Annotated in this window: 14 protein-coding genes and 3 pseudogenes; 11 read left to right on the top strand and 6 right to left on the bottom strand. The window is 59.4% G+C overall.

The window, feature by feature from the left end; all coding sequences use genetic code 11:
* Positions 1 to 28: 28 nt before the first annotated feature.
* Complete coding sequence (locus PRI8871_RS05650; RefSeq protein ID WP_108885237.1) at positions 29 to 790, top strand: SDR family NAD(P)-dependent oxidoreductase; 762 nt, start codon at positions 29 to 31, stop codon at positions 788 to 790.
* A 77-nt stretch (positions 791 to 867) separates the two neighbouring features.
* Complete coding sequence (locus tag PRI8871_RS05645) at positions 868 to 2,091, top strand: argininosuccinate synthase (protein WP_108885236.1); 1,224 nt, start codon at positions 868 to 870, stop codon at positions 2,089 to 2,091.
* Positions 2,092 to 2,163: 72 nt separating this feature from the next.
* Here the strand turns inward: PRI8871_RS05645 and PRI8871_RS05640 are convergent, their stop codons facing one another.
* From PRI8871_RS05640 to PRI8871_RS05630, 3 genes are all read right to left on the bottom strand, one after another.
* Positions 2,164 to 2,580 carry a DUF7282 domain-containing protein gene (locus tag PRI8871_RS05640; RefSeq protein ID WP_108885235.1) on the bottom strand — a complete coding sequence of 139 codons (417 nt, stop codon included), beginning with the start codon at positions 2,578 to 2,580 and terminating at the stop codon, positions 2,164 to 2,166.
* A 161-nt stretch (positions 2,581 to 2,741) separates the two neighbouring features.
* Positions 2,742 to 3,614 (bottom strand): ribokinase, encoded by an 873-nt coding sequence (locus PRI8871_RS05635; protein WP_108885234.1) that lies wholly within the window; start codon positions 3,612 to 3,614, stop codon positions 2,742 to 2,744.
* Between the two features lie 72 nt (positions 3,615 to 3,686).
* The gene (locus PRI8871_RS05630; RefSeq protein WP_108885233.1) at positions 3,687 to 5,942 is read right to left on the bottom strand and encodes an NADP-dependent malic enzyme; all 2,256 of its coding nucleotides are present in this window, start codon (positions 5,940 to 5,942) and stop codon (positions 3,687 to 3,689) included.
* A 285-nt stretch (positions 5,943 to 6,227) separates the two neighbouring features.
* Here PRI8871_RS05630 and mutS point away from each other — a divergent pair.
* Both mutS and PRI8871_RS05620 read left to right on the top strand, forming a co-directional pair.
* Positions 6,228 to 8,865 (top strand): annotated as a pseudogene (gene mutS, locus PRI8871_RS05625) (DNA mismatch repair protein MutS).
* Between the two features lie 162 nt (positions 8,866 to 9,027).
* Positions 9,028 to 11,199, top strand: a pseudogene (locus PRI8871_RS05620) (esterase-like activity of phytase family protein).
* A gap of 48 nt (positions 11,200 to 11,247) precedes the next feature.
* On the opposite strand, the gene PRI8871_RS05615 reads toward PRI8871_RS05620, so the two are convergent.
* Both PRI8871_RS05615 and PRI8871_RS05610 read right to left on the bottom strand, forming a co-directional pair.
* Positions 11,248 to 11,979, bottom strand: a complete 732-nt coding sequence (locus PRI8871_RS05615) for an IclR family transcriptional regulator (protein ID WP_108885232.1) — start codon at positions 11,977 to 11,979, stop codon at positions 11,248 to 11,250.
* A gap of 3 nt (positions 11,980 to 11,982) precedes the next feature.
* Entirely contained in the window at positions 11,983 to 12,396 is a 414-nt protein-coding gene (locus PRI8871_RS05610) for an acyl-CoA thioesterase (RefSeq protein WP_181389387.1), read from the bottom strand.
* Positions 12,397 to 12,486: 90 nt separating this feature from the next.
* Here PRI8871_RS05610 and PRI8871_RS20110 point away from each other — a divergent pair, with 90 nt between their 5' ends.
* Positions 12,487 to 15,183, top strand: coding sequence for a benzoate-CoA ligase family protein (locus PRI8871_RS20110; protein ID WP_108885230.1), 2,697 nt, complete (start codon positions 12,487 to 12,489; stop codon positions 15,181 to 15,183).
* A gap of 106 nt (positions 15,184 to 15,289) precedes the next feature.
* Positions 15,290 to 15,904, top strand: a complete 615-nt coding sequence (locus tag PRI8871_RS05600; protein ID WP_108885229.1) for a glutathione S-transferase family protein — start codon at positions 15,290 to 15,292, stop codon at positions 15,902 to 15,904.
* A 70-nt stretch (positions 15,905 to 15,974) separates the two neighbouring features.
* Here the strand turns inward: PRI8871_RS05600 and PRI8871_RS05595 are convergent, their stop codons facing one another.
* Entirely contained in the window at positions 15,975 to 17,378 is a 1,404-nt protein-coding gene (locus PRI8871_RS05595; protein ID WP_108885228.1) for an aspartate aminotransferase family protein, read from the bottom strand.
* 205 nt (positions 17,379 to 17,583) lie between these two features.
* Here PRI8871_RS05595 and PRI8871_RS05590 point away from each other — a divergent pair, with 205 nt between their 5' ends.
* From PRI8871_RS05590 to PRI8871_RS05570, 5 genes and pseudogenes are all read left to right on the top strand, one after another.
* Entirely contained in the window at positions 17,584 to 18,669 is a 1,086-nt protein-coding gene (locus tag PRI8871_RS05590; protein ID WP_108885227.1) for a polyamine ABC transporter substrate-binding protein, read from the top strand.
* A gap of 72 nt (positions 18,670 to 18,741) precedes the next feature.
* Complete coding sequence (locus PRI8871_RS05585) at positions 18,742 to 19,899, top strand: ABC transporter ATP-binding protein (RefSeq protein WP_108885226.1); 1,158 nt, start codon at positions 18,742 to 18,744, stop codon at positions 19,897 to 19,899.
* A 13-nt stretch (positions 19,900 to 19,912) separates the two neighbouring features.
* Complete coding sequence (locus PRI8871_RS05580) at positions 19,913 to 20,803, top strand: ABC transporter permease subunit (protein ID WP_108885225.1); 891 nt, start codon at positions 19,913 to 19,915, stop codon at positions 20,801 to 20,803.
* 34 nt (positions 20,804 to 20,837) lie between these two features.
* Positions 20,838 to 21,653, top strand: a complete 816-nt coding sequence (locus tag PRI8871_RS05575; protein ID WP_108885224.1) for an ABC transporter permease — start codon at positions 20,838 to 20,840, stop codon at positions 21,651 to 21,653.
* A 3-nt stretch (positions 21,654 to 21,656) separates the two neighbouring features.
* Positions 21,657 to 22,730 (top strand): annotated as a pseudogene (locus tag PRI8871_RS05570) (NAD(P)/FAD-dependent oxidoreductase); the annotation flags it as partial.
* Positions 22,731 to 22,871 lie beyond the last annotated feature (141 nt).

The following is a 22,871-nucleotide window of genomic DNA, read 5'->3' as shown; positions in this document are numbered from 1 at the left end:
CAAAACTTTGCGCATCTCAGGGGCATGCATGACCAATTTTGCAGTTATAACCGGAGGCAGTTCAGGCATTGGGCGGCAATTGGTCCGGGCCTTCGCGGCAGACGGATATAAAGTCGCCTTTAACTACTTCGATGATAGCGTCGCCGCCGATGCCTTGGTGCAAGAGATGGCGGCAGGGGGCCATTCCGTAAAAGGCTGGCATTGTGATGTGGGCCGCAAGGAACAGGTAGACGCGTTCTATGGGCAGGTTTGCGATTGGTTCGGGGCGGCGCCTGACGTTTTGGTGAACAATGCGGGCATTCAAACATGGTCAAGCTTGTTGGACCTCGAGGAAGAAAATTGGGACAATGTTCTGCGCACCAACCTGAAGGGGTGTTTTCTGAACACGCAAGCCTCCGCGCGGCTGATGGTTGCCGAAGGCAAGCCCGGTGCGATCGTCAATATCGGGTCTGGCTGCAACAAACTCGCCTTCCCGAAATTGGTGGATTACACGGCCTCGCGTGGCGGGGTCGAACAATTCACCAAAGTATCGGCGGTGGAATTGGGGCCGCACGGCATTCGGGTGAACTGTGTCGCGCCTGGTGCGATCACGAATGAACGGACACAAAAGGAACTGGCGGGCTACGATCAGAAATGGGCCGCGATCACGCCTCTGCGCCGGGTCGGAACTGAGGCTGATATCGCAGGGCCGGTCCTGTTTCTGACCTCGCCCGCAGCCGCCTTTGTCACCGGTCAGACGATCTGGGTGGATGGCGGGGTCTTTAGCCAAGCCAACTGGCCCGCAGACTAGGGCGCGGGTCCGCACACTCCTTGCAGCGCATGTGAAAAAGCGATATCCGCGCGGGAAACGCTTTGAAGGAAAGTCTGATGTCCGCGCCCAAGAAAGTAGTTCTGGCCTATTCCGGTGGCCTTGATACCTCGATCATCCTGAAATGGCTGCAAACCGAATACGGATGTGAGGTTGTGACCTTCACTGCCGATCTGGGCCAAGGCGAAGAGTTGGAACCGGCGCGTGCCAAGGCCGAAATGCTGGGCATCAAGCCTGAGAATATCTACATTGAAGACGTGCGCGAAGAATTCGTGCGTGATTTCGTGTTCCCGATGTTCCGCGCCAACGCCGTGTACGAAGGGCTGTACCTGTTGGGCACTTCGATTGCGCGGCCGCTGATCTCGAAGCGTCTGGTTGAGATTGCCGAAGAAACAGGCGCTGATGCTGTTGCGCATGGCGCGACCGGCAAAGGCAACGATCAGGTGCGTTTTGAGCTGTCGGCCTATGCGCTGAACCCGGCGATCAAAGTGATTGCTCCGTGGCGCGAATGGAACCTGACCAGCCGCACCAAGCTGCTGGAGTTTGCCGAGCAGAACCAGATCCCGGTTGCCAAGGACAAGCGTGGCGAAGCGCCGTTCTCAGTCGATGCGAACCTGCTGCACACCTCGTCCGAAGGTAAAGTACTGGAAGATCCGGCGGAAATGGCACCGGACTATGTGTATCAGCGCACTGTGAACCCCGAGGATGCGCCCGACACGCCGGAATTCATCGAAATCGGCTTTGAAAAAGGCGACGCGGTTAGCATCAACGGCGTGGCGATGAGCCCGGCAACGATCCTGACCCAGCTGAATGAATACGGCCGCAAGCACGGCATCGGTCGTTTGGACTTTGTGGAAAACCGTTTCGTTGGCATGAAGTCGCGCGGCATCTACGAAACCCCCGGCGGCACCATCCTGCTTGAGGCGCATCGCGGCATCGAACAGATCACGCTGGACAGCGGCGCGGGCCACCTCAAAGATAGCCTGATGCCCCGCTATGCGGAACTGATCTACAACGGTTTCTGGTTCTCGCCCGAGCGTGAGATGCTGCAAGCCGCCATCGACAAGAGCCAAGAGCACGTGACCGGCACTGTTAAGCTGAAGCTGTACAAGGGCGCGGCCACATGTGTGGGCCGTTGGTCGGATCATTCGCTCTATTCCGAAGCGCACGTGACCTTCGAAGACGACGCGGGTGCCTATGATCAGAAAGACGCCGCTGGCTTTATTCAGCTGAACGCTCTGCGGCTCAAGCTGTTGGCCGCGCGGAACAAGCGCATCAAGTAATCGGCATTTTTGCCCAAATCAAAGCCCGCCTGACGATCTGTCCGGCGGGCTTTTCATTTGGTTTTTCGAAACTTACTGGGCGGTGATGACGGCCATTACCAGCGCGCCATCAACCCGGATCGGGCCGTCTTCTGTTGCGCCAAGGGTGTATTCAAACACGCCGGTCGACATGCCGCCCTCTTCCCCGTGAACCATCAGCATCAGCATGTCACCAGCGGCGACAGGTTCTTGCAGGATGGCGGCCACGTCGATGTTTTCGCCTTCGCGAAGCGGCGCGTAGCCGACCACCGGGCCGGGTTTCATGTCAGCATCGGTTTTGTGCACCACCATCCAGCCATTTGCGGGGGCCATGATCGTCGCGGCGCTGACAACGCCATTCGCGACCGATTGGTCCATGGCCTCAACCATTGGGGTCATGCTGTGACCTGCTGCGAAAGCGGCAGTTGAGATCAGAGCGGCGGCGGTCGTTGTGGCAAAAAACGTTTTCATAAAAGCTCCTGAAGCTTGCTTGTTGTTGGCCCATCGTTGGGCCTTCATGCTCAGCAAACGAAGGAAGCGGACATTAAGTTGCATAAAAAAATTTAGCTTCACAGAGGTGTGATAGCTTTGTGTATTTGAAAAGTGTTGTCTTGAAGTGGTGTTCGAACGGGCTATAGCCCGCTGTCCAGAACGTCCTTGAGATCAGGGATCACATCCGCCGTGCCATGCCGGGTGACCATGATCGCGGCGGCTTTGGACGCGCGCGTCAGGGATTCGGCCATCGACAGCCCCTGATCCAGCCCCGCCAACAGGTAGCCGGTAAAGGTATCGCCTGCCCCTGTGGTGTCGACGGGCGTGACGGGCAATGCCGGAATGTGGAGTGTTTGCGCGGTGTCGGTGTTGTGCCAGTCGCAACCATCCGCGCCCAGCGTCACCACGATATCGCGCACGGGCAGGGCGGTGATCGGTGTGCCGGTGGCAGTTGATAATTGTTCGGCCTCAACAGCATTCAAAATCAACAGATCGAGCAGCGGTAGAATGGCCTGCACAGCATCCGCATCGAACGGTGCGGCGGCGTAGGCGACCTTCATGCCCTTGGCCGACGCCATTTCCGCCGCCATGCGCTGCGCGTTGGTTTCGTTCTGGCAGATGAATAGGTCGGCGTCCGTTGCCTCGGACAGCGCGGCGGTCAGTTGAATTTCGGTGATTGCCTGATTTGCCCCGGGGTAAAGGACGATCGAGTTTTCGCCCGCTTGGTCCACCAATATCAGCGCGTGGCCTGTGGCGACATCGACCTGCACGATATGCCGGGTGTCGACGCCATATTCGGTCAGCCGGTCCAGCGCCCAGCGGCCATCATCGCCGATGGCCCCGATGTGCACCGCCCGCGCTGCCGCCCGCGCCGCCGCCACCGACATATTCGCCCCCTTGCCGCCAAGGCCGCGGCTATACTCGGTCGAGGCCAGCGTTTCGCCGGGTTTGGGAAGATGCGGAAGGGCGTAAAACAGATCGGCGTTGATTGAACCGAGATTGAAAATGGTCATGCGTCAGGCTCCGAATGTGGGCGCAGCCTGACGGGAAACCGGCCGCATGGCAAGCCAGCGGCCGGTTTGGAGTTACCCGACCTTACAAGCCGCCAGAACGGCCATGTTCAGGATGTCGTTCGCGGTCGAGTTGGTCGAACAGATCTGGATCGAGTTGTCGATGCCAGCAAGGATCGGGCCGATGACGGTTGCGCCTGCCATTTCCTGCATCAGCTTGACCGAGATCGACGCCGAGTGCCGCGCGGGAACAACCAGAATGTTCGCCGGACCCGACAGGCGCTGGAAGGGATATGCCTCTTGCGCCTTGGTGTTCAGGGCCACATCGACAGTCATTTCGCCTTCGTATTCGAAATCGACGCCGCGCTTGTCCAGAACCTTGGGCGCGATGTGCATTTTCTCGGCGCGTTCCGACACCGGATAGCCGAAGGTCGAGAACGACACGAAGGCCACACGCGGATCAAGGCCCAGATGGCGGGCCACATCGGCGCAGCGTTCGGCAATGGTGGCAAGGTCGTTTTCATCTGGCCATTCATGCACCAGCGTATCCGAGATCAGAACGATCCGGCCTTTGTTCAGAACTGCCGTCACGCCAACCGCGCCGTTCTTGGCATCGGCGTCAAAGACGTGGTTGATCAGTTCCAACACATGGGCCGATTTCCGGGTCGCGCCGGTAATCAGACCATCGCCATGCCCATGCGCCAGCATAAGCGCGGCAAACACGTGCCGGTCACGGGCGGCAAGGCGGTGGATGTCCTGACGGTCATAGCCTTTGCGCTGAAGGCGTTCGTACAGGAACTCTTTGTAGGTGCTCAGGTGGCGGGTATTCGCGGCATTGACGATCTCAAGCTCGCGCACCGCGTCGCCGAGGCCTGCCGCCTCCAACTTGGTTTTCACGTCGGATTCCCGGCCCACGACCAGCGCTTTGCCAAGGCCCGATCGTTGGTACATCACAGCAGCGCGCAGCACGCGCGGATCGTCGCCTTCGGCAAAGATCATCCGGGCCTGAGCGGCACGGGCGCGGGCGTTGATGCTACGCAAAATGTTCGCCGTCGGATCCATGCGGGACTTCAGCGATTCCTCATAGGCGTGCATGTCGATGATCGGGCGGCGGGCTGCGCCTGTGTCCATCCCGGCACGCGCCACGGCGGTCGGAATGCGGTGGATCAGTCGCGGATCGAACGGCGTCGGGATGATGTAATCGCGGCCAAAGGACAGGTTCTTGCCATAGGCCAGCGCCACCTCATCGGGCACGTCTTCGCGGGCCAGTTCGGCCAGCGCTTCGGCGCAGGCGATTTTCATCTGGTCGTTGATCGCGCGGGCGTGGATGTCGAGCGCGCCGCGGAACAGGTACGGGAAGCCCAGAACGTTGTTCACCTGGTTGGGATAGTCCGACCGGCCCGTGGCGACGATGGCGTCGGGGCGCACTTCATGCGCTTCTTCGGGGGTGATTTCCGGGTCGGGGTTGGCCATGGCGAAAATGACCGGATTGTCGGCCATGCCCTGCACCATCTCCTGCGTCACGGCGCCTTTGGCCGAAACGCCAAGAAACACATCCGCGCCAACCATCGCCTCTTCCAGCGTGCGCAGCTCGGTTTTGACCGCATGCGCCGATTTCCACTGGTTCATGCCTTCGGTGCGGCCCTGATAGATCACACCCTTGGTGTCGCACATGATGCAGTTTTCATGACGTGCGCCCATGGACTTGATCAGCTCAAGACAGGCGATACCGGCGGCACCCGCACCGTTCAGAACGATCTTGCAGTCTTCGATCTTTTTGCCACTGATTTTCAGCGCATTGATCAGCCCGGCGGCGCAGATCACGGCGGTGCCGTGCTGGTCGTCGTGGAAGACGGGAATGTCCATTTCTTCCTTCAGGCGCTGTTCAATGATGAAGCATTCCGGCGCTTTGATGTCTTCAAGGTTGATGCCGCCAAAGGTCGGCCCCATCAGCTTGACCGCCTGACAGAAGGCATCGGGGTCTTCGGTGTCCAGTTCGATGTCGATCGAGTTTACGTCGGCAAAGCGCTTGAACAGGACCGACTTGCCCTCCATCACCGGCTTGCTGCCCAGTGCACCCAAATTGCCTAGGCCCAGAACCGCCGTCCCGTTTGAGATAACAGCCACAAGGTTGCCCTTGTTGGTGTAGTCATAGGCCAGCTCGGGGTTCTTGGCGATTTCCTCACACGGTACGGCCACGCCCGGCGAATAGGCCAGCGACAGGTCGCGCTGGGTGGTCATCGGAACGGTGGCTTGGACCTCCCATTTGCCGGGGGACGGCTCAAGGTGAAAGGCTAGGGCTTCTTCGCGGGTAAACTTGGGTTTCGACATTCCAGCAATCATTCATTTTTCGGATGTTGGGGATGCATAACCAATACGGCCGGAAAGAAACAGCCCCAAACGCCCCCTAATTTCGCAATTAAATTTCAAGATGTCGCGCTGCGGAGGAAATTTAATTACAAAGTTTGCGCAAACAGTGTTCGATACTTGCCCGCCGGATCTGTCGAAAAAGCTGGGGATAACTTGTCTGTCCGCCTTTCGATCAGGGGGCGCGACCGATATGTTGGGCGGAACCAATCGCCACCCCCTGCATTTGGTAAGACCGGAGGGCCGCCCATGACGCCGATGATGGCGCAATACCAAGAGATCAAGGCGCAATACCCTGATGCGCTATTGTTCTACCGTATGGGCGATTTCTACGAGATGTTTTTCGACGATGCCGCCGGTGCGGCCGAAGCGTTGGACATTGCGCTGACGAAACGCGGCAAGCATGAGGGCGAAGATATCCCGATGTGCGGCGTGCCTGTGCATGCCGCCGAAGGGTATTTGCTGACGCTGATCCGCAAGGGGTTTCGTGTTGCGGTGTGCGAACAGCTTGAAAGCCCGGCTGAGGCGAAAAAACGCGGCTCTAAGTCGGTCGTGAAGCGGGATGTGGTCCGTTTGGTGACCCCCGGCACCCTGACCGAGGAATCGCTGCTAGAGGCGCGGCGGCACAACTATCTGGTCGCCTTGGCACAGGTCCGCGATGATTGGGCGATGGCTTGGGCCGATATCTCGACCGGGGCGTTTCAGGTCATGACCCTGCCGCGTGGCCGGATCGGTGCAGAACTGGCCCGCCTTGCCCCGTCTGAGGTTCTGGTCACCGACGCCACCGAAGAAGAGCTGGGCCATGTCCTTTCCGACATGCGCGTGGCGGCCACAACTCTGGGCAAGGCCAGCTTTGATAGTACCGGGGCCGAGAAAAAGCTGACCGATCTGTTCGACGTTCAAACGCTGGATGCCTTCGGGTCTTTCGCGCGGGTCGAGGTGTCGGCCATGGGCGCGTTGGTGGACTATCTGGACATCACGCAAAAGGGCAAGCTACCGCTGCTCCAACCGCCGCGACAAGACAGCGTTTCACGTCTGTTGCAGATCGACGCCGCCACGCGCCGGAATTTGGAGCTTACCCATTCGCTGCAAGGTGGGCGGCAAGGCACGCTGTTGTCGGTGATCGACCGGACCGTGACTGCCGCCGGGGCGCGGTTGTTGGAACGCCGTCTGTCCAGCCCCTCACGGGATCTGCCGGTGATCTGGGGTCGGCTTGATGCGATCGATTGGGCGATGACCGCGCCGCACGGGCTGCGGGATGCCCTGCGCAAAGTGCCTGATCTGGACCGTGCGTTATCGCGGCTGGGTTTGGACCGGGGCGGGCCGCGCGATTTGGCGTCGGTGCGCAACGCGTTGGTGCAGGCCCAAGATCTGATGGGGCTGGTCGCGACGGATGGCCTGCCCGATCTTCTGGCCGCCGCCTACAAAGCGCTTGGCGGACATGACGATCTGGTTGATCTGCTGGACACTGCTTGATCTGCTGGACACTGCGCTTGTGGCTGATCCGCCTTTGCTGGCCCGTGACGGCGGGTTTATCGCGCCGGGGTTTGACGAGGAATTGGACGAATGCCGGACACTGCGCGACGAAGGGCGGGGCGTGATCGCCCGGATGCAGCAGGAGTACGCCACCGAAACCGGGGTCAATAGCCTGAAGATCAAGCACAACAATGTGCTGGGCTATTTCATCGAAACCACGGCCACCCACGCCGACACCATGTTCGGAATGGGCGAGCGGTTTATTCACCGCCAGACCACCGCCAATCAGGTGCGCTTTACCACTGTTGAGTTGTCAGAGCTTGAGACCAAGATCCTGAACGCCGGTGGCCGCGCGATCGAGATTGAAAAGACCATCTTTGAGCAGTTGCGTCAGGCCATTCTTGCCAGCGCACCCGCGGTCAGCCAAACCGCTCTGGCCTTGGCCGAATTCGACCTGTCCGCCGCGCTGGCCGATCTGGCGGTCGATCAGGGTTGGACCCGGCCCAAAGTGGACGACAGCCGCGCCTTTGACGTGGTCGGCGGGCGTCATCCGGTGGTTGAGCGGGCCTTGCAGGCGCAGGGCGACGGGCCATTCGTTGCCAATGATTGCGCGTTGAATGGCGACGGGTCGGATGCCGCGATCCAGCTTTTGACCGGTCCGAACATGGCCGGTAAATCGACCTTCCTGCGCCAGAACGCGCTGATCGCCTTGCTGGCGCAGATGGGCAGCTATGTGCCTGCCCGCAGCGCCCATATCGGTGTGGTCAGCCAGATCTTTAGCCGCGTTGGCGCGTCGGATGATCTGGCGCGGGGTCGGTCGACCTTTATGGTCGAGATGGTCGAAACCGCAGCCATCCTGAACCAAGCCGATGATCGGGCGCTGGTCATTCTGGATGAGATCGGGCGCGGCACAGCGACCTATGACGGGCTATCCATCGCTTGGGCAACGTTGGAGCATCTGCACGATGTGAACCGGGTCCGGGCGCTGTTTGCCACCCATTACCATGAGATGACGGCCCTCGCTGGCAAGCTGCGCGGCGTGTCGAATGCAACTGTGGCAGTCAAAGAATGGGAAGGCGAGGTGATCTTCCTGCACGAGGTCCGCTCAGGCGCGGCTGATCGATCCTACGGCGTGCAAGTGGCGCAATTGGCAGGCCTGCCGCCTGCGGTCATCGCACGCGCGCGGTCGGTTCTAGAGGCGCTGGAAGCGGGCGAACGTGACCGCGCATCGCCCAAAGCCCTGATCGACGATTTGCCCTTGTTCGCCGCGGCGCCGCCCCCGCAACCCAAGGCGAAACCCGGCAATTCGCGGCTGGAAGACGCCTTGAAAGACGTGCGGCCCGATGACCTGTCCCCGCGTGAGGCCTTGCAGGCGCTGTACGATCTGAAGGCGCTTTTGGCCGAGGGCTAGGCCATTTGGGGCGCTGCCCCGCCCGGCCCTGCGGGCCGGACTCCCCGGGATATTTGGGGTCAGAAAATACGCAGGGCTGTTACAAAACATTGATCTGATTGTCATCTTGTTGTGACGGCGAGGCCTCAGGAGGCGTGGGACTTGTCCTGAAGGAGACCTCCGATGAGCATTCGGATCGCTTGCCTGACCTCGGTGCTTGCACTGACGGCTGGCTCGGCACTGGCCGAGATGAATTTTAACCGTATCGCCAGCTTTGAAACCATTCGCAATATGGCTGATGGCGAAGACATGGGCCGCGAAAGCTCGGCCGAGATTATTGATGCAAGCGCCGATGGCATGACGCTGGTGTATACCGATAGCCCGCTGGGCGTTGTGGGCCGCGTTGACATCACTGACGCCAAGAACCCCGCGCCGCTTGGCAACACCAATGTTGGCGGCGAGCCGACCTCGGTGACTGTGATCGGCAACACGGCTTTCGTGGCTGTGAACACTTCGGAAAGCTACACGCAACCGTCGGGCAAGCTGGTTTCGCTGGATCTGGCCACGGGCGAGATCACGGGAACCTGCGATCTGGGCGGTCAGCCGGATTCGACCGCGCATAACGACGAAGGCACCTAGGTTGTCATCGCGATTGAGAACGAGCGTGACGAAGATCTGGGCGATGGCCGTGTTGGCCAGATGCCCGCCGGTTGGGTGTCCACCGTTGCGGTGGCAGATGGCGCGATGGACTGTGGCAGCCTGACGCAGATCGACGTGACCGGTCTGTCGCAGATTTCGCCGGAAGATCCCGAGCCTGAGTTCGTTGACGTAAACGGCCTTGGTGAAATCGTTGTGACCATGCAGGAAAACAACGAGATGGTGATCCTTGCCGCAGATGGCACGATCCTCAACCATTTCCCCGCCGGTGCGGTTGATCTGACCCGGATCGACACCAAGGACGAACGCGGCGCGTTGACGTTTGATGGTGAGCAACCGGGCCGTCTACGTGAGCCCGATGGCGTTCAGTGGATCGACAATGATCACTTCATGATTGCCAACGAAGGCGATATGGACGGCGGGTCGCGGTCGATAACCGTGTTCCACAAGGACGGCACCGAAGTGTTCGAGTCGAACTCGGACTTTGAAACCGCGATCATCCAGTCGGGCCATTACCCTGACAAGCGTTCGGACGCCAAAGGCGCCGAGCCGGAAGGCATGGAATTCGCCACTATCGGCGGCACCCCGTTTGCCTTTGTTCTGGGCGAGCGGTCGTCGACCGTTTCGGTCTATGACGTGACCGACCCGGCGAACCCGGTGTTCAAGCAGATCCTGCCGTCGGGCATTGCCCCCGAAGGCGCGATTGCGATCCCGGAACGCAACTTGCTGGCCGTGGCCAACGAGGCTGACCTGATCGAAGATGGCGGCGTGCGTTCGCATGTGATGCTGTTTGAATATCAGGATGCCCCTGCTGCCTATCCGCAGCTGACCTCGGCCGGTGCCGATGAGCTGATCGGTTGGGGCGCGATTTCGGGCATGGTTGCCGATGCCGATGGTATCGTCTGGGCCGTCAACGATAGCTTCCATGGCTTCCAGCCGTCGATCTTTAAGATCGATACCAAGGTGAACCCGGCGCAGATTGTCGACGTGATCCGCATCCACCGTGCCAACGGCGATGCCGCGCAAAAGCTGGACATGGAAGGCATCACGCTGGACGGCAAGGGCGGGTTCTATGTCGCCTCTGAAGGCCGGTTGGAGCGGGCCATTCCGCACGCGATCTACCACGTCAACAAGGATGGCCTGATCAAAACCAATTCGGGCGAGATCGTGATCCCGCCGGCGCTGATGTCGGTTGAGAAGCGCTTTGGCTTTGAAGGCATCACCAAGGTTGGCGATACCCTGTGGATGGCCGTTCAGCGTGAGTGGAAGGACGACCCGAAGAACCACGTCAAACTGGTGTCCTACAACCTGGAAACCGAAGAGTGGGGCGCGGTCCTCTACCCCAAAGCCGAACCTGCGACGGGTTGGGTTGGCCTGTCCGAGATCGTGGCGCATGGCGACTATTTCTATGTGATCGAACGCGACAACCAGATCGGTTCTGCCGCAGTGACCAAGAAGATCTATCGCATCCCCGCGGCAGACATGGTTCCGGCGGCCTTGGGCGGAGAGCTTCCGGTGGTCAGCAAAGAAGAAGTGCGCGACCTGATCCCTGATCTGAGGGCGCAGAACGGCTATGTGGTGGACAAAGTCGAAGGTCTGGCGATCTTTGAAGACGGTACCGCTTGGGCGTCGACCGACAACGATGGCGTCGATGACAGCTCGGGGGAGACGTTCTTCTGGAACCTCGGCAAGATGTAAGACGGTTTTAAGTCCGTAGTGGAAGGGCGCGCGACTGAGTGCGCCCTTTTACGTTTTCAGGGACAAGTCGTTGCAGAATTTTTTGAGCCGGGCAACGGCTGGATGGGTATCGGCGATGATCTTGGGGTCTGTGCCGATCAGGGTGACGGCGGCCTCAATCTCGGATTGCCAGTTTAGAACGGGTGCTGAAATGGCTGCAAGTCCGGGGATTAAGTCACCGGAAACATGGGCGAACCCGTCTGATTTAACGTTTTGGTTAATAACATCGGGATCAACTCCCGGCGCGGTAGATTGTTCGAACGTAAGGCGCTCGGCGATGACCTGAGGGGGCGCATAGGCCAGAAACACCCGGCCCGTGGCCGACCGCAACAGTGGCATGGTTGTTCCAAGTCCCAGCGTGGTCACGATGAACCCCGCGGCCCGTTCCCAGCGCACGATGGTCGGCCCATTGTCGGACCAGACAGACAGCAGCGCGGTCAGTCCTGTGTCGGCGCAAAGCTCGGGCAGGGCGTCGGCGGTGCGGTTCACGAAATCCATCCGCGATACAGCGGCCAGCCCCAGCCGTGCTGCCCCCGGACCCAGATCGTATTTGCCAGACTTGCCCGCCTGCTGCACCAGACCGGCATGCGCGAAACTGGCCAGATAACGGTGCACCTTGCTGGCGGGCATGTTCACGTCTTTGGCCAATTGCGTCAACGTCATCGGGCCGGGCGCACGCGCCATGGCCTCTAGCACAACCAACGCGCTGTCGAGTGATTGGATGCCCGCGCTTTCTGCCATGGTTTACCCTTCGATGATCTGGCGCAGCGTATCCGTCGGGGCGGCGGTCAAACGGCCATCCACCTCGGCAAAGATGCCGCGCGTTTCTTCGCCTTCGATCAATATCCGTTCCCCGACCAGACCGCGATAGGGAAGCGTCAAAGACCGTTTGCCCCACACGGGTTGGCCCATTTCAACGGTCAGAAGATCGCCATCTAGGCCCGGGCTGCGGAACTTTGCGTCGGCGGACATTAGGCCAATCCCGCGCGACCCGGTCTGCTTGCACACGGCGGCATGCCCGCCATGCCGATGCAGAAGAAAGGTGTGAAAGCACCGGTCAAACCAACGGAAGTAGTTGGGGTAAAACACAATTCCTGCCGCGTCGCAGTGGCCAAAGCTGATCTGGACGTCGATGTGAAACAGGGGTGCTTGGCTCATAGATTTTCCGTTCTGTAAAAATAATTGCGCAATATGGAAAATGCGCATAGGTTCTGCATCAAATCAAGCCACATCTGACGGGAGGACGGAATGGCAAACCTGAAGAAAGTTGAGATTGTTGGGGGTGGCCCCGGCGGTTTGTACGCGGGCATCTTGTTGCGCCGCATGTTCCCCGATGTGCAGGTGCGCGTCACCGATGTCAGCCCGCGCGGGGTGACTTGGGGTTTTGGCGTGGTGTTCTCGGATCGGGCGCTTGATTTTCTGAAGGCCGATGATGCCGAAACCCATGATCTGATCGCCCCCCGCATGGAACGATGGGAGGATATGACGCTGAACCACCCCGACGGGGCGGTCGCGCTGGATGGTGTTGGCTTTGCAGCAATCGGGCGGCTTGAGCTGCTGACGATCCTGCAAGCGCGGGCCGAGGCCGAGGGCGTTGAGCTGGTCTTTGACACGTTCATTGACGATATCGACGCGCTAGAGGCTGATCTGATCATTGGCGCCGATGGTTTGAATTCGGTGGTCCGCAACGCCTCTCCCGATGCGTTTGGCGTGACCGTCAGCAATATGACCAACCGTTTCGCGTGGTTCGGCACCAAACGCTCGTTCGACACGCTGACGCAAAGTTTTGTGCGCCATCCCAAGGGGGCGCTGAACGCGCATCACTACCGCTATGCCCCGGACATGAGCACTTTTATCGTCGAGATCGAGGAAGACGCCTTCTTTGCCCACGGTTTCGACAAGATGGACGAAGAGCAAAGCGCCGCCTATTGCGAAGAGCTGTTTGCCGAAGTTTTGGAAGGCGCGCCTTTGGTCCTGAACAAATCCGTCTGGCGGCAATTCCCGCGCCTGTGGTGCGAAAACTGGACGTATAAGAACCGCGCCTTGATCGGTGATGCCGTACATACGGCGCATTTCTCGATCGGCTCGGGCACGCGCCTTGCGATGGAGGACGCAATCGCGCTGGTGACATCGGTGAAAGAGGCCGAGACCGTTGACGCGGGCCTTGCCGCCTATCAGGCCAGCCGCGTTTCGGTGGCGAAAAAGATCGTGTCGGCGGCCAATACTTCCTGCGAGTGGTACGAGACCTTCAGCGAACGGATGGAGGCGCGCCCGCTTGATTTCGGGATGAGCTATATCACTCGCTCGGGCCGCATTCCGCGCGACCGACTGCGTCAGATCGCGCCCAAGTTCATGGAGGCCTATGAGGCCCTGCGCCCCGAGATCACCGATCCAGTCAGCAACGATGTGCCCGCCGCCAAGGCCATCGGCTTTGACAAGGCGCAGCACCCGAATTGCTCGTCCATCCTGTGGGATAACCTTGACCGCAACCCGAATGCGCGTGCCTTGACCGGACCGGCTGGCGATGTGACCTATGCCGAATTGATCGACCAAGCGGGCCGTTGGGGCAATGCGTTCAAGGCCGCAGGCTTGGTTCAGGGCGACCGGATTGCCTTCTTCCTTGAGGATACGCCGGTCTATCCGGCCGCTTTTTTTGGCGCGGTTCGGGCTGGATTCGTGCCTGTTTTGCTCAACACCATGACCCCGCCGGACATCTTGAACTACTATCTCGAAGACAGCGCCGCGCCTTTCGCGCTGACCGAGGCCGGGCTTGTTGAGCGTTTCTCGGAGGCAAAATCGCGCGTGCCGCTGGTTGTGGTCAACGGCGAGGCCCCTGCAGGAACGCAAAGCGCGGATGATTTCCTTGCAGGCTACGGCCCGGATCTGCCGGTGGCGACCACCGGCCCCGATGACATGGCGTTCTGGATGTATTCGTCGGGCACCACGGGGCGGCCCAAGGGGATCGTCCACCTGCATCACGACATGGCCTATTCGCAGCAAAGCTTTGCGCAAAGCGTGCTGAAACTGACGGCGGGGGATGTGTGTTTCTCGGTGCCGAAGATCTACTTTGCCTACGGGTTCGGGAATGCGTTCACTTTCCCATTCTCGGTCGGGGCTTGCACCCTGCTGATGCCGGGGCGGCCCACGCCCGAGGCGGTGGTTGATACGGTTGAGGCCTATAAACCCAGCGTATTCTACGGCCTGCCGACGCTGTACACCGCGATTTGCAATATGCCGGGCGTTGAAACCCGTGATCTATCGTCTTTGCGGCAATGTATGTCGGCGGCTGAAATCCTGTCGGAAGACGTGTTCAAGCGCTGGCAGGCGCTGACGGGATTGCCGCCGATTGAGGGCCTTGGCAGCACCGAAATGCTGCACGTGTATCTATCGAACACGGCTGAGGAGCAGCGGCTTGGCTCCGCCGGCAAGGCCGTACCGGGCTATGAGATTGAGCTTCGCGACGGCGATGGCAATCGTGTCGGCTCGGGCGTGGATGGGGTGATGTATGTGCGCGGCGGGTCATCCGCGCCGATCTATTGGAACCGCCCCGACAAAACCGCCGAGACCATGCGCGAGGATTGGATCTATACCGGCGATCGCTTCATCGAACAGGACGGCTTCTATTACTTCCAAGGCCGCGCCGATGATCTGATCAAAGTCTCAGGCCAGTGGGTTTGGCCGCTAGAGGTGGAGCGGTGCCTGAACGAACACCCCGACGTTCACGAATGCGCGGTGCTGGCCCATGAGTTGGAGGATCGCCGGATGACCCTGCGCGCGGTGGTCAGCCTAAGGGCCGGTGCCGGGGATGATGGCCAAACCAAAGCCTTGCAGGACTATGTGAAGGGCAAGCTTCAGCCGTTCAAGTACCCGCGTATCATGGAATACGTCGAAAGCCTGCCCAAGACGGGAACGGGCAAGATCGACCGGCAGGCGCTGAAGCGTTAAACCGATTGAACAGGAATCGGGGCTTCGGCCCCCTTTTTCATTTTAGACCGATTGACAGGAACACAGGTTCAAATCAGCGTGGCCAGACTGATTTGAGGAATGCGCTATGACTGATTTGTTGCTTTTCGGACACCCGGATTCGGGCCACGCCTGCAAGGTGGCTTTGGCCCTGTCGATGGCAGGCTTTGACCACAAAACCCAATGGGTGGATATCTGGGCTGATCCGGCCACTCGCCCGGCCGAATTTCTAGCAGCCAGCCCCTTTGCCGAGGTGCCTTGCCTAATGATAAACGGCGTGGCGCATGTGCAATCCGGCGCGATCCTGATGGAGATTGCGTCTCGGTTCGGGGTTCTGGGCGGCGAAAGTGCCGAGGGATTGCGGCGCGGTCGCGAAATTCTGATGTGGGAGGCGAACCGGATCGGCATGTGCGTGCCGCAGCTGAAAGAAGCGCGGCGTGTGCAGAACGAAGGCTTCCCGGATGGGGCCATCGAATGGCTGACCATTCGCTTTAACGCCGATGTGAAGAACTTTGACCGTTTGCTTGGCGATGCAAATTTCTTGCACGGCGCGTTTCCGGGCTTCGGCGATTGCGCGGTTTGGGGCTATACCCAATGGCTGGCCGTCGCAGGCTTGGAGCCGTCCGCGAAAATGGCCGGGTGGCTTGATCGGATGCGGGCGCACCCGGCAATGAAAACACCCGCGCAGTTTTTCCCGCAGTGAAAGGAGGGGGGCCTTGCCCCCTCTGGCCTACGGCCATTCACCCCCAGCGGTATTTAATAAAGAGAAGAAGCTAGGGGCGGGTTCCCGGCTTCAGCATGTCGTTCGCTTGCAGATGCGCGTAGCATTCATCGAGCGACTTTCTGGCCCGTTCGATCAGGATGTCAATTTCCTTTTTCGAGATCGTCAGCGGCGGCGAGATGATCATGCGGTCGTAAACGTGGCGCATGATCAGGTTGTTGGCAAAGCACCGTTCACGGCAGATATAGCCGACGGTGCCTGCCTCGGCCTCAAACGGGGCGCGGGTGGCTTTGTCGGGTGTCAGCGCCAGCGATCCCATCATGCCGACGATGCTGGCCTCACCCACCAAGGGGTGGTCGGTCAGGCTTTCGAAGCGCTTTTTCAGGTAGGGGCCGGTGTCTTCGCGTACGCGGGTGATGATGTCTTCTTCTTCGAGAATGCGTATGTTTTCCAAGGCGACGGCGCAGGCCACGGGATGGCCGGAATAGGTATAGCCGTGGTTAAACTCGACCTGAGCCAAGGTCGCCGCGACCTCATCCGACAGGATGGACGCACCGATGGGCTGGTAGCCCGAGCTGAGGCCCTTGGCGATGGTCATGATATCGGGCGTGATGCCCAGCGTTTCAGAGCCGAACCAATTGCCGGTACGGCCAAAGCCGGTGATGACTTCGTCAGCGATCAACAAGATACCGTATTGTTTGGTGATGCGCTGGATTTCGGGCCAGTAGCTGGCCGGGGGCACGATGACGCCGCCTGCGCCTTGGATCGGTTCGGCAATGAAGGCGGCGACGCGATCCGGGCCAATCTCGAGGATTGCGGTTTCCAATTCGCGGGCGCGGGCAAGGCCAAAGTCTTCGGGGCTGAGATCACCGCCTTCGTTGTACCAATGCGGCTGGCCAATGTGGTGGATGTCAGGAATCGGCATGCCGCCTTGTGCGTGCATGCCTGTCATACCGCCAAGGCTGCCGGACCCGACGCAAGACCCGTGATACGCGTTCCAGCGGCTGATGATGACATTGCGATCCGGCTGGCCTTTGGCGGCCCAATAGGTGCGGACGGCGCGAATATTGGTGTCATTCGCCTCAGACCCTGAGTTTGCGAAGAACACGGTGTTCAGATCGCCGGGGGCCAGTTCCGCCAGTTTTGCGGCCAGGGCGATAACCGGCACATGGGTCGTCTGAAAGAAGGTGTTGTAGAAGGGTAGATCCTGGATCTGGCGCGCGGCGACCTCGGCCAATTCGCGGCGGCCATAACCGATATTCACACACCACAGCCCCGCCATAGCGTCCAAAATGCGGTTCCCGTCGCTATCGGTCAGCCAACAGCCTTCGGCGCGGGTGATGACGCGGGCCCCTTTGACGGCCAGATCCTGCGCCGTGGTGAAAGGGTGCATGTGATGCGCCGCATCAATCGCCTGAAGTTCGGATGTTGGGGTGTTTGTCGAGATGCTGACCATGCGGGCGCCTTTCCAGAAACGTGACGCCTGCACTATGGCGCGACTTCGAAGCGGCCAACAAGGGGATGCGACTGGAATGCAAAGTTTCGCAGCGTCGCGCAGTAAATCGCACATCGAAAGGCTGTGCCCCGTTGCGTTGGCGCAAATTATCGGCTCATTCTGAGGGCAAGGGGCTGAAGACTCCGGATCCTGTGGGAGATTACACATGACTAAGCATCTGCTGAACGTGACCGCCGTTGCGGCACTGATGGCCGGTATGGCCAGCGCTGAAGAAGTGCGCGTCTACAACTGGTCCGATTATATCGACGAAGAGCTGCTGACCCAGTTCGAAGAAGAAACCGGTATCGATCTGATCTACGACGTGTTCGATTCGAACGAACTGCTTGAGACGAAAATGCTGGCTGGCGGGTCGGGCTATGACGTTGTTGTGCCAACCGGCACCTTCTTGCAGCGTCAGATCGCTGCGGGCGCGTTCCAAAAGCTGGACAAGTCCAAGCTGTCCAACATCGGCAACATGTGGGACGTGATCGAAAAGCGCACCGCGTCCTATGACGAAGGCAACGCCTATTCGATCAACTACATGTGGGGCACCACCGGTATTGGCGTAAACGTTGGCAAAGTGACCGAGATTCTGGGCGAAGACGCGCCCGTTGGGTCGCTGGAGCTGGTTCTGAACCCGGCGAATATGGAAAAGCTGGCCGCATGCGGCGTGCATTTCCTAGATGCCCCGACCGAGATTATCCCTGCGGCGCTGGCCTATGCCGGTATGGACCCGGATGGCAAGGATCAGGCCGCGCTGGACAAGGCCGAAGAAGTTCTGATGGCTGTGCGCCCCTATATTCAGAAGTTCCACAGCTCGGAGTATATCAACGCGCTGGCCAATGGCGATATCTGCGTGGCAATCGGTTGGTCGGGTGACATTCTGCAAGCCCGTGACCGCGCCGCTGAGGCCGACAACGGTGTTGAGATCGCGTATAACGCGCCCTCCGAAGGGTCGCTGATGTGGTTCGACCAAATGGCGATCCCGGTGGATGCTCCGAACCCGGACGGTGCGCACAAGTTCCTGAACTTCATCATGGATGCCAACAACATGGCGGCGGCGTCGAACTATGTTTACTACGCCAACGGCAACAAGGCATCGCAGGAATTCCTGATCGAAGACGTGATCGGCGACACCGCGATTTACCCGGACGCTGCAACGCTGGAAAACCTTTATACCGTGACCCCATGGGGCCCGAAGGACCAGCGTTCGCTGACCCGTCTGTGGACCAAGATCAAGTCTGGCACCTGATCTGATCGCTATGAAATGCCCCGTGCCGACCGGACTTGGCGCGGGGCCACACCATTAGCCGGAGACATCCTCATGGCCAGTGCGCCCCGTTCCTCGGGTATCAAACACGCATCCACTGCATTTGCGCCTTGGGAAGATCCCGATGCGAAGCCTTTGATCCAATTCAAGAATGTCACGAAAAAATTCGGCGACTTCACGGCGATCGATGATCTGACAATCGACATCTACCAACGCGAATTTTTCGCCCTTCTGGGCCCGTCGGGCTGCGGGAAGACCACTCTGATGCGGATGTTGGCCGGGTTCGAAAACCCGACGCGGGGCCAGATCCTGCTGGGCGGGCAAGACATCGTGGCGGTGCCGCCGAACAAGCGGCCGGTGAACATGATGTTCCAAAGCTACGCCCTGTTTCCGCACCTTAGCGTTTGGGACAACATTGCCTTTGGTCTGCGCCGGGACAAGCTGGACCAAGACAAGATCGAGGAACGCGTCGCCGAAATGCTGCGCCTGACCAGGCTTGAGCAATTTGCCAAACGCAAACCGCATCAGATCTCAGGCGGGCAACGTCAGCGCGTTGCGTTGGCGCGGTCGCTGGCCAAAGCGCCCAAGCTGCTGTTGCTAGATGAACCGCTTGGCGCGCTTGACAAGAAACTGCGCAATGAAACGCAGTTTGAGCTGATGGACATTCAGGAAAAAACCGGCACGACCTTCGTCATCGTGACGCACGACCAAGAAGAGGCGATGACAGTCGCGTCGCGGGTTGCGGTTATGGACCACGGGAAAATGATTCAGGTGGACACACCCGCCGGGATTTATGAGGCCCCCAATAGCGTCTATGTCGCTGACTTTATTGGCGATGTGAACATCGTCGAAGGCAACGCCACCGTGCAGGGCGACCGGGTGCATATTTCCTTTGCTGAAGGGGCCGACCCGATCATCACGGCCTTTGATCAACCGATCAGCGATGGCCAGCGCGTCAGCTACGCGATCCGCCCTGAGAAAATTTCCGTAGATCGTGAACCCTTGGCCGACCGCGCCAACCATGTGCGCGGCAAGATCGAGGACATCGGTTATCTGGGCGACGTGTCGACCTATCACGTGCGCCTGCCGTCCGGCGGGTTGATCAGTGCGCTGATGACCAACTCGCGTCGCTTGGCGCGTCGGGATTTTACGTGGGACGACGAAGTTTGGCTTAGTTGGACAGACACCGCCGGTGTTCTGTTGACGAAGTGAGCGGGGGTCGACCATGCGCCGCTTGATCCTGATCGCAGTGCCGTACCTTTGGTTGGTGGCGCTGTTTCTGATCCCGTTCCTGATCGTTCTGAAAATCTCTCTCTCGGATGTGGCCTTGGCGCGTCCGCCTTATTTTCCGCAGCTTGACTTGGCGGAAGGTTGGGCCGGGATCAAGGCGTTCCTGTCTGAACTGGACTTTGAGAACTTTGTCTTCCTGTCGACAGATGATCTCTATTGGAAGGCTTACCTAAGCTCGCTGCAGATCGCGGTTGTATCGACCCTGCTGACCCTGCTGGTGGCCTATCCCATTGCCTACGCCATGGCGCGGGCTGCGGATGAATGGCGGCCGACGCTGCTCATGCTGGTGATCCTGCCCTTCTGGACCAGCTTTCTGATCCGCGTCTATTCGTGGATGGGCATCCTATCGACCGAGGGCGTTTTGAACCGGTTCCTGATGTGGACCGGCATCATTTCCGAACCCTTGATCCTGCTGAACACCAAGATCGCCGTCTATATCGGAATCGTTTACACCTACCTGCCTTTCATGATCCTTCCGATCTATTCGGCCTTGGAAAAGCTGGACGAAAGCCTGCTCGAAGCGGCCGAGGATCTGGGCTGTTCGCGTTTGCAGGCCTTCTGGCTGATCACCTTCCCGCTGTCCCGCAACGGGATCGTGGCGGGGTGTTTTCTGGTCTTCATCCCGGCGATTGGCGAATTTGTCATCCCGTCGTTGTTGGGCGGATCGGGCACGCTGATGATCGGTAAAGTCCTGTGGGAAGAGTTTTTCTCAAACCGCGATTGGCCGGTGGCTTCGGCCGTGGCGATCATCCTTCTGCTGATCCTGATCATCCCGATCATCCTGTTCCAGCGGAACGAACAAAAAGCGCGGGAGGCAGGGCGATGAATGGTCTTTCCTCCGCATCGCAGGAGGGCGCGGTATGAAGCGGTTTTCCTGGTTCAACGCGACCTCGCTGACGCTTGGCTTCGTATTCCTGTACATGCCGATGATCATTCTGGTGATCTACAGCTTCAACGCCAGCAAGCTGGTGACCGTTTGGGCCGGATTTTCGACCAAGTGGTATGTCGAATTATTCCACAACGAAGACTTCCTTGCCGCCGCTGTGGTGACGTTGAAAGTGGCGGTTGTGTCCTCCACCTTTGCGACGGTTCTTGGCACGATGGCCGCCTATGTGCTTGTCCGGCAGGGGCGATTTCACGGGCGGACCCTGTTTTCCGGCATGATCTACGCGCCGCTGGTTATGCCTGAGGTCATCACCGGCCTGTCCCTGCTTTTGCTGTTTATCGGGATCGGACTGGACCGGGGGATTGTCACGATCATCTTGGCCCATACGACCTTTGCGATGTGCTATGTGTCGGTGGTGGTGTCGTCGCGGTTGACCACCTTCGATCATTCGCTGGAAGAAGCGGCGCTTGACCTTGGATGTTCCCCGTTTGAGGCGTTCCGCCTTGTCACCTTGCCGATCATCGCACCTGCGATCATCTCGGGTTGGTTGCTGGCGTTTACCTTGTCGTTGGACGATCTGGTCATCGCCAGCTTTACGTCTGGGCCATCGGCGACAACGTTGCCGATCAAGATCTTCTCGGCGGTACGGTTGGGCGTCAGCCCGGAAATCAACGCCCTGTCGACTATCATGATTGGCATCGTCACCGTGGGCGTCGTGTCCGCGTCTTTGATTACAAAACGCGCAGCAGTGAAGCGGGCGCGCGACGAACAGTCCGCCGAACGGTCGTAACCGATGCGACGCATCTATGAACCGCAGGCCTATGCTGCGCGAACTGGATGCTATTGGGATGAGTTCGTTGATCCGGTTGATGCGCTGCCATTGGCCGGAAATACAACTTGCGACGTGGCCGTTGTTGGGGCTGGGTACACCGGTTTGTCCGCAGCGTTTCACTTGGCAAAGGCTGGGTGCGATGTTGTCGTTCTGGAAGAGCGCGATCCTGGGTTCGGTGCGTCTGGTAGGAATGGGGGCTTTTGCTGTTTGGGCGGTGCCAAGCTGACCCATGCGCAGATTGCCCGCAAATTTGGAGAAGGCGCCGCCGCTGACTGGGCCTTGGCGGAACGCGTTGCCGTCCAATTGGTGGCGGATTTGATCGCCGAACACGGGATGAAGGTCGATCTGCATTCCAACGGCGAAACGATAATGGCGCATTCGCCACGCGCATTTCGAAAGCTTGCACAGACGGCAACGGGTGTCCGCCGGTCCTATGGGGTTGATCCAGCGGTCATCGCGCCATCGGATTTGGCAAGTCATGGACTGGCTGGCAAATTTTTTGGTGCGCTGACAATACCGATTGGATTCGGCCTGAACCCCGCGAAGTATCTTAATGGCTTGCAACGCATAACGCTTGCAGCGGGCGCGCGCTTGCATCCCTTTAGCGCTGTGCGCCGTCTTGAAACGAGCGGTGCGGGTTTCAGGGCTTACACAGATAATGGAATTGTGTGTGCCAAGAAGGTGATCTTGGCGACGAACGGTTATTCCTCGGATGATGTGCCTGATTGGCTTCGCGCCCGCTATATGCCGGCGCAATCTCAGGTCCTTGTGACAGCGCCTTTGACCAAACAGCAGCAAAGTAGCCAAGGCTGGTTCAGCGATCAGATGGCGTATGACCACCGGCATTTGCTGCATTATTTCCGAAAACTGCCTAACAATCGTTTTTTGTTCGGAATGCGCGGCGGCGTGTCGGCCAAACCAAATTCGATGCGATACAGTCAACGGCAAACTCAATTGCATTTTCATCGGCTGTTTCAACAGTGGCGGGATGTCCCCGTGACCCACTCATGGTCTGGATTGGTATGTTTGTTGCCCAGCCTTGTGCCCTTTGACCTGCCACTGAACTTTCATCCAGCCGCGACCGGAGTCCGGTTGGTGTTTACGCCGATCGGCGCAGGTTGAGCAATCGCCCGACGCGCGGAGCTTTCATTTCGCGCAGCGGGGCGGGCGATTGCG

This window comes from Pseudoprimorskyibacter insulae (assembly GCF_900302505.1).
Taxonomy (GTDB): Bacteria; Pseudomonadota; Alphaproteobacteria; order Rhodobacterales; family Rhodobacteraceae; genus Pseudoprimorskyibacter; species Pseudoprimorskyibacter insulae.
Note: the sequence above shows the minus strand (reverse complement) of the source record. Positions and strands in the feature narration are given on the sequence as shown.